7 protein-coding genes and 1 pseudogene are annotated in these 6,903 nt (G+C 74.5%); 6 read left to right on the top strand and 2 right to left on the bottom strand.

Features of this window, described 5'->3' with window-relative positions; translation table 11 throughout:
- Positions 1 to 258 precede the first annotated feature (258 nt).
- The 3 genes and pseudogenes from GSY69_RS05080 (at position 259) to GSY69_RS05070 (ending at position 3,042) form a co-directional block, all read left to right on the top strand.
- Positions 259 to 561 carry a metal-sensitive transcriptional regulator gene (locus tag GSY69_RS05080; protein ID WP_328698769.1) on the top strand — a complete coding sequence of 101 codons (303 nt, stop codon included), beginning with the start codon at positions 259 to 261 and terminating at the stop codon, positions 559 to 561.
- Positions 562 to 649: 88 nt separating this feature from the next.
- A complete protein-coding gene (locus GSY69_RS05075; protein ID WP_160952788.1) occupies positions 650 to 862 on the top strand; it encodes a heavy-metal-associated domain-containing protein in 213 nt (70 codons plus the stop codon).
- Positions 862 to 3,042: pseudogene (locus GSY69_RS05070) on the top strand (heavy metal translocating P-type ATPase). Before GSY69_RS05075 ends, GSY69_RS05070 begins: the two are co-directional and overlap by 1 nt.
- A 57-nt stretch (positions 3,043 to 3,099) precedes the next feature.
- On the opposite strand, the gene GSY69_RS05065 reads toward GSY69_RS05070, so the two are convergent.
- Entirely contained in the window at positions 3,100 to 3,393 is a 294-nt protein-coding gene (locus tag GSY69_RS05065) for a hypothetical protein (RefSeq protein ID WP_160952787.1), read from the bottom strand.
- 26 nt (positions 3,394 to 3,419) lie between these two features.
- Between GSY69_RS05065 and GSY69_RS05060 the strand changes: the two genes are divergently transcribed.
- Genes GSY69_RS05060 through GSY69_RS05050 form a run of 3 tightly spaced genes read left to right on the top strand, consistent with a single transcriptional unit; the run spans position 3,420 to position 6,294 of the window.
- The gene (locus tag GSY69_RS05060; RefSeq protein ID WP_160952786.1) at positions 3,420 to 4,064 is read left to right on the top strand and encodes a hypothetical protein; all 645 of its coding nucleotides are present in this window, start codon (positions 3,420 to 3,422) and stop codon (positions 4,062 to 4,064) included.
- 13 nt (positions 4,065 to 4,077) lie between these two features.
- Positions 4,078 to 4,962 carry a response regulator transcription factor gene (locus GSY69_RS05055; RefSeq protein ID WP_160952785.1) on the top strand — a complete coding sequence of 295 codons (885 nt, stop codon included), beginning with the start codon at positions 4,078 to 4,080 and terminating at the stop codon, positions 4,960 to 4,962.
- A 9-nt stretch (positions 4,963 to 4,971) separates the two neighbouring features.
- Positions 4,972 to 6,294 (top strand): sensor histidine kinase, encoded by a 1,323-nt coding sequence (locus tag GSY69_RS05050; protein ID WP_160952784.1) that lies wholly within the window; start codon positions 4,972 to 4,974, stop codon positions 6,292 to 6,294.
- A 120-nt stretch (positions 6,295 to 6,414) separates the two neighbouring features.
- On the opposite strand, the gene GSY69_RS05045 is transcribed toward GSY69_RS05050, so the two are convergent.
- On the bottom strand, positions 6,415 to 6,822 hold the full coding sequence (locus GSY69_RS05045) for a hypothetical protein (RefSeq protein WP_160952783.1): 408 nt from the start codon (positions 6,820 to 6,822) through the stop codon (positions 6,415 to 6,417).
- Positions 6,823 to 6,903 lie beyond the last annotated feature (81 nt).

Genomic DNA, 6,903 nt, shown 5'->3' with positions numbered 1-6,903 from the left:
GGCCGGCGCGCCGGGGCAGCGCCGGATGCGGCCCCCGGCGCGCCCGTGCCCCCGGGTGCGGCCGCGTTCGATCTCGAACCGTCCCCCATGCCCCCACAGCCTAGCGAAGCCGCGGGGCCGGTGCCGCCGCGCGGGCGGCCCGGGGTTCGGGTGCGAGCCCGGGGCCCCGAGACCCGGCTGCGTGCCCAGGGCTCGGTGGGCCGGAGGCGGCCGCGCAACCGGCGTTGACAATACCTCCGGGGGGTATATATTCGAGGCGTGAAGATCGACGAGAGCCAGCCGCCGGGCTATACCGCGGAGAAGGACGCGCTCGCCAAGCGCATGCGGCGCATCGAGGGCCAGGTGCGCGGCGTGGGCCGGATGATCGAGGAGGACACGTACTGCATCGACGTCCTCACCCAGATCTCCGCGATCAACGCGGCGCTGCACGCCGTGGGGGTCACGCTCCTCCACGACCACATGTCCCACTGCGTGGCCGACGCGGCACGCGAGTCCCCGGAGGCCGGGGAGGCGAAGCTCGCCGAGGCGAGCGCCGCGATCGCGCGCCTCATCAAGAGCTGAGCACAGCCCGCCCATCGCACGGCCCCACGATCACGCAGTCCCACGATCACGCAGCCCACCATCGACCGGCCCCACCAGGAGGAGCGCCATGAGCACCGAGCACTACACCGTCACCGGCATGACCTGCGAGCACTGCGTGCGCGCCGTGAGCCAGGAGCTGGGCGCGCTGCCCGGCGTCGAATCGGTCGACGTCGACCTGGTCCCCGGCGGCCGGAGCCGGGTGAGCGTGACCGCGGCGCAGCCGCTGGCCGCCGCCCAGGTCGCCGCCGCCGTCGACGAGGCGGGATACGAGCTGGCCTGATGCCCGCCTCCCCCGCCCGCCCCGGCACGGCCGCCGCGTCCGCCCAGTCCCCCGCGTCGCCCGCGTCGCCCGCCCGCGAGGTCGACCTCGACATCTCCGGGATGACCTGCGCGGCCTGCTCGGCGCGCATCGAGAAGAAGCTCAACCGCATCGACGGGGTGCACGCCACCGTGAGCCTGCCGCTGAATTCGGCCCATGTGCGGGTGCCGGCCGGGGTCAGCGACGCGCAGCTGACGGACACCGTCGAGCGCACCGGCTACGGCGCCTCCGTGCGCTCCGGCGCGGACGGCGGTGGGCTCGTGGAGGACTACGACCCGCGCGCGCTGCGCCCCCGCCTCATCGGCGCGCTCGCCTTCGGCCTGCCCGCCATCGTGCTGTCGATGGTCATGCCGTGGCACTTCGCCGGCTGGCAGTGGGTCGTCGCGTTCCTCAGCCTCCCGGTCGTCACGTGGGCGGCCTGGCCGTTCCACGTCGCCGCCTTCAAGGCCGCCCGCGGGGGCTCCTCGACGATGGACACCCTAGTGAGCGTGGGGATCATCGTCTCCACGGGCTACTCGCTGGCCACCGTGGCACTGGGCTCGGCCGAGCACGTGTGGTTCGAGGCCGCGGACGCCGTCACGCTGTTCCTGCTGGCCGGCCGCCTCATCGAGGAGCGCGCGAAGGGCAGCGCCACGAAGGCGCTGCGCGAACTGCTGAGCCTGGGCGCCAAGAGCGCCCATCTCGTCGAGCGGCCCGGGGCGGCGCCCGTCGACGTCCCGGCCGACGGGCTGCGCCCGGGCGACCTCGTGCTCGTGCGCCCCGGCGAGACCGTTCCCGCCGACGGCGAGGTGGTCGCCGGGACCTCCGCGGTCGACACCTCGATGCTCACCGGCGAGCCGGTGCCCGTCGACGTGGCGCCCGGCGCTCAGGTGGTGGGCGGCACCGTCAACACGACGGGTGCGCTCACGGTGCGCACCCAGCGCGTGGGCGCGGACTCGACCCTCGCCCAGCTGGCCCAGCTCGTCTCCCGGGCCCAGGCCGGCAAGCCGCGCATGCAGCGCCTGGCCGACCGGATCTCCGCCGTCTTCGTCCCCGTGGTCTTCGCCATCGCCCTGGCGACCCTGCTCGGCTGGGGGCTCGCCGCGGGCGACTGGCCTGCGGGCCTGCGCGCCGGCCTCACCGTCCTCGTCATCGCGTGCCCGTGCGCCCTGGGCCTCGCCACGCCCACGGCGCTGGCGGTCTCCTCCGGGCGCGGCTCGCAGCTGGGCATCCTCGTCTCCGGCGCCGAGGCGCTCGAGTCCGCCCGCTCGCTCGACACCGTCGTGCTCGACAAGACGGGCACCATCACCGAGGGGCGGATGCGCGTGGCCGGCACCACGCTGGCGGCCGCGGACCTCCGGCTCGCCGCCGCCGCCGAGGCCATGTCCGAGCATCCGATCGCGCGGGCCATCGCCGCCGCCGCACCGCAGGAGGGCACCGCCCGGGCCGCCGTCTGTGACTTCGCCGCGATCCCCGGCGGCGGTGTCCGCGCCCGGGTGGACGGGCACCGCGTGCTCATCGGCCGGCCCGGGCTGCTGCGCGAGTAGGGTGTCGACGTGCCCCCCGCGGCGGACGGGGCCGGGATCGCGGTGGCCGTCGACGGCTCCTATCGCGGCAGCGCCGCGGTGGCCGACACCGTGCGGCCGGGGGCCCGCGAGGCCATCGCGCAGCTCCACGCGCTAGGGCTGTCCACCGTCCTGCTCACCGGCGACAGCGAGGCCAATGCGCGCGCGGTCGCCGCCGAGGTGGGCATCGCCGAGGTGCGCGCCGACGTCCGGCCGGCCGACAAGTCCGACGCGATCGCCGCCCTCCAGGCCGCCGGCCGGCAGACGGCGATGGTGGGCGATGGGATCAACGACGCCGCGGCGCTCGCGCGGGCGAACCTGGGGATCGCGATGGGCAGCGGCACGGACGCGGCGATTGCGGCCGCGGACATCACGCTCATGCGCAGCGACCCGCGCCAGATCCCGCAGGCCATCCGGCTCTCGCGGGCCACCGTCCGGCTCATCCGGGGCAACCTGTTCTGGGCGTTCGCCTACAACGTGGCGGCGCTGCCGGTGGCGGCGCTCGGCCTGCTCAACCCGATGATCGCGGGGGCGGCGATGGCGTTCAGCTCGGTCTTCGTCGTCCTCAACAGCCTGCGCCTGCTGCGCTTCCGCTGACGGGCGCACCGGCCCGGACGCTCGATGCAGCCCGGCCGTTCGATGCAGCCAGACATCTCAGTGCAGGACCGGGTACTGCTCCTCCTCGTCGCCGCCGTCGTTGCGGATGAGGCGGTTGAGGAGCATGGAGATCCCCGCGACCAGGACGAACGCGGCGACCGTGTAGATGCCGCACAGGCCCATGGCCGCCAGCGACAGCCAAGCCCGCGTGAAGACGATCGTGCTGATGAGCACCACCGCGGCGGCGATCATCCCCAGCACGAGGGCATCGGAGTAGGGCACCTGTCGCGAACGGCGGGGCCGGTGCGGGGGCTGCGCCGGCGACTGCGGCGCGTGATCTGAGGCCTTCATAGCGCCGCCCATTCTACACTTGGGGCGTGCCCCTCCCCCTGTCCCGCGCCGCGGCCCGCGGCGGCGCCCGCACCGGCTTCCGCACCGGTGCCCGCGCCGCCGCCCGCGCGCTCGCCACGGCGCTCGCCTGCGCGTGCGCGCTCAGCGGCTGCCAGCCCGCCCGGCAGCACAACCTGCGCGTCGAGGCGCAGGAGACCGCCCAGGCGCCCACCGCCGCGAGCACCGCCCAGGCGGGGCGCGCGGACCGCCCGTACTCCGCGGCCCGGCTGCGCACCGCCATCCTGGCCGAGTCCCGGCTGGCCGACCAGGCAGGATACGATCAGGCAGGCGAGGTGCTGCGCTCGTGCGAGGACTGCCTCGAGCTGCGCACGCCCCTGCGGATCGGCAGCGAGAAGTTCCAGCTCGCCGCGCTCACCGCGCCCAGCGAAGACCAGCCGTTCGCCGCGTTCGTCGTGGCCGACCAGTCCGACCGGCCGGCGGTCAAGCTCTTCGTCACGGGCCACGACCTCACGGTCAGCCCCGGCCAGGGCGGGACGCTCGTTGCACAGGAATCGCTCTACCGCAAGGGCGACCCGCGCTGCTGCCCGTCCGGGTGGTCGGTGCGCGTGTACCGTTACCACAGCGGGCGCTTCGAGGCGGGGCAGAGGATCAGCCGGGACACCACGGGCTGAGGGGAGGACAGGGATGCACATCGTGCTGGTCGAGGATGACGAGGTCATCCGCGAGACCACCCAGATCGCGCTGGAGCGCTTCGGCTACACCGTCACCGCGTTCGAGGACGGCCGCGACGGCTACGAGTTCGTCGCCTCCCACGGCACGGACATCGTCCTGCTCGACCTCATGCTGCCCACCATGAACGGCGCCTCCATCACGCGCGCGATCCGGGAGCGCTCGACGGTGCCCATCATCGTCATCTCCGCCCGCTCGGAGCCCATCGACATCGTCCAGGCCCTCGAGGCGGGCGCCGACGACTACCTGACGAAGCCGTTCGATATGCAGGTGCTCAACGCGCGCATCCGCGCGGTCGTGCGCCGCTTCATCACCGCCGGCACCGGCCAGCTGGGCTTCAGCCCCGATGAGATCGGCGCCCCGGCGCAGGCCCCAGAGCTGGGCGCCGGCGGCACCGTCGACTCCGATGGGATTCCCGAGGTGCTTGGCCCCAGCCCCGGCCTGACGAACCCCACGACGTACGACTCCCACGGCCACGGCAGCCAGCCGGCGCGCCCGGAGAGCAGCGCGGGGCCGCAGGGCGGCTTCGGCCACGCCGGCCAGGACCTCGAGGGCCATCGCACGAAGCTCGGCTCGCTCACCCTCGACACGGCCCGGCTCACGGTGCTCGTCGACGGGGAGGACGTCCACCTCACCCCCACGGAGCTGCGCATCCTCCTCCTGCTCACGGAGGAGCCGGGCCACGTGTACTCGCGGGAGAAGATCGCCTACACCGTGTGGGGCTACGAGTGGGCCGGCGACTCCCGCGTCGTCGACGTCCACATCCAGCGGCTGCGCAAGAAGATCGGCGCGCGGATGATCGAGACCGTCCGCGGCTTCGGCTACCGCTTCGCAGGCTGAGGCCCCCGCATGTCCCTGCGGTGGAAGATCGTCATCGTCATCGTCGCCTCCGTCGTCATCGCGGTGCTCTCCTGCGGCTTCATCGTCCGCCACTCCGCGGCGTCCGCGGAGGACAACCGGATGCGCGAGAACGTCACCGACCAGCTCTCCGATGCCACGACGATCTACGCGGAGACCGGCGTCCTCACCCTCAACACGAGCGTCGACGACTCGGCGCTGCCCGCGGAGGCGCGCAGTGCGGCCCTCAAGGGCCAGAGCGTGACGATCCGCTCGCAGGTCGACGGCAAGAACGTCATCTGGGCCGCCGGGCCCATCCAGGTGGGCTCCCACGCCGCGGTCATCTCCGTGCGCGCCTCCACCGAGGAGTCAGCGGAGCTCCTCGAGCGCATCGACCGGGCGATCCTCTACGGCATGATCGGCTCCGCGGTGGTGATCGGCGGCATCGGCTCGCTCGTGGCGGGGCAGATCTCGCGCCGGCTCACGCTGGGCGCCCAGACGGCCCGGCGGATCGCCGCCGGTGACACGAGCGAGAAGATCTCCGATGTCGTGGCGGCCGGCGACGACGAGGTCTCCGCCTTCGCCGAGGCGGTCGACTCCGCCGTCGCCCGGCTCGCCGAGCGCCTCGACTCCGAGCAGCGCTTCACCGCCGACCTCGCCCACGAGATGCGCACCCCGCTCACGGGCCTCGTCAACGCTGCGAACCTCCTCGAGGAGGACTCGCGGCCGGCCGAGCTCGTCCGCGATCGCGTGCACCGGCTCCAGGTGCTCGTCGAGGACCTGCTCGAGGTCTCGCGCCTGGACGCCGGGCGCGCGGAGCCCGTCATGGGCCCGGTCACCGTCGTGAGCGCGGTGAAGTCCCTGCTCACCACGCTGCGCGCCTCGGGGGCGCTGGGCGAGCACGTGGTGATCGAGGACTACCGCGCCCCGGACGCCGTCATCGTCACCGACCAGCGCCGCTTCGAGCGGATCGTGAGCAACCTCATCACCAACGCGGTGCGCCACGGCGCCGACCCGATCTCGATCGTCGTGGACAACGGCGCGGTCATGGTCAGCGACGCGGGCGCGGGCTACCCCGCGGACATCATCGACGCCGGGCCCACCCGCTTCGTCTCCGCGGGCGGCGGCGGCATGGGCCTCGGGCTCGTCATCGCCCAGGGGCAGGCGAAGCTGCTGGGCATGCGGCTGGTCTTCCGCAACGGCGCGAATGGCGGCGCGCAGGCGCGCGTCGAGTTCCCCTCGCCGGCGGACCAGGCGAGCGCCGCCGCCGAGGCGCGCCCCGCCTCGGCCGCCCCCGCGGACACCGTGCCGGGCCCGCACGGCGCCCGGCACTGAGCCGAACCCGGCGGCGACGCACCAGGCGGCGGCCTGTCAGGCGCCCGTCTGTCAGGCGACCCGGCTGCGCGCGCGGCGGCGGCGCAAGCGCCAGGCGGCGGTCTGTCAGGCGCCCGTCTGTCAGTCCGCCCGGCCGCGCGCGCGGCGACGGCGCAGGCGCCGGATGCCGACGGCGAGCGCGCAGACGATCGCGACGGCCGGCGCCACGAGGCACACGCTGAGCGCGGGGCCCATGATGAGCCCGATCCCGGCGGTGGAGCTGTCCGAGGTGAGGACCGAGACGTCGACCCACACCTCGAGCGCCCCCGCCAGCAGGGCGTAGGCGAGGCCCCCGGCCCAGGCGGGGCCGCCGGTGCGCACGAGCGCCATGAGCACGGCCGTCGCCAGGAACGGCAGGGTGCGCAGCAGCAGGAGGACGGCGCCGAGCGCCAGCAGCTCGACGTCGGCGTCGCGGGGGCTCGGGCCCAGGTACAGGTAAACCCCGCGGCCAGCGCGGCGCCGGCCAGCGGCACCGCGATGCCGAGCCACCAGAGCGGGGTGCGGGGCGGGATCCTCATGGGGGCACCCTACCCGGCGACCGCACCGCCGCCGGGTCTCCCGGTCTCCCGG

Source organism: Brevibacterium rongguiense (assembly GCF_009857845.1).
In the GTDB taxonomy this organism is placed as follows: Bacteria; Actinomycetota; Actinomycetes; order Actinomycetales; family Brevibacteriaceae; genus Brevibacterium; species Brevibacterium rongguiense.
The sequence above is the reverse complement of the archived record's forward strand: the minus strand, read 5'-3'. Positions and strand labels throughout refer to the sequence as shown.

Excerpts from the sequence above, each read along its gene's own strand:
- GSY69_RS05075 (WP_160952788.1), top strand. The coding sequence starts at position 650 with ATGAGCACCGAGCACTACACCGTCACCGGCATGACCTGCGAGCACTGC.
- GSY69_RS05055 (WP_160952785.1), top strand. The coding sequence starts at position 4,078 with ATGCACATCGTGCTGGTCGAGGATGACGAGGTCATCCGCGAGACCACC.
- GSY69_RS05065 (WP_160952787.1), bottom strand. The coding sequence starts at position 3,393 with ATGAAGGCCTCAGATCACGCGCCGCAGTCGCCGGCGCAGCCCCCGCAC.
- GSY69_RS05050 (WP_160952784.1), top strand. The coding sequence starts at position 4,972 with ATGTCCCTGCGGTGGAAGATCGTCATCGTCATCGTCGCCTCCGTCGTC.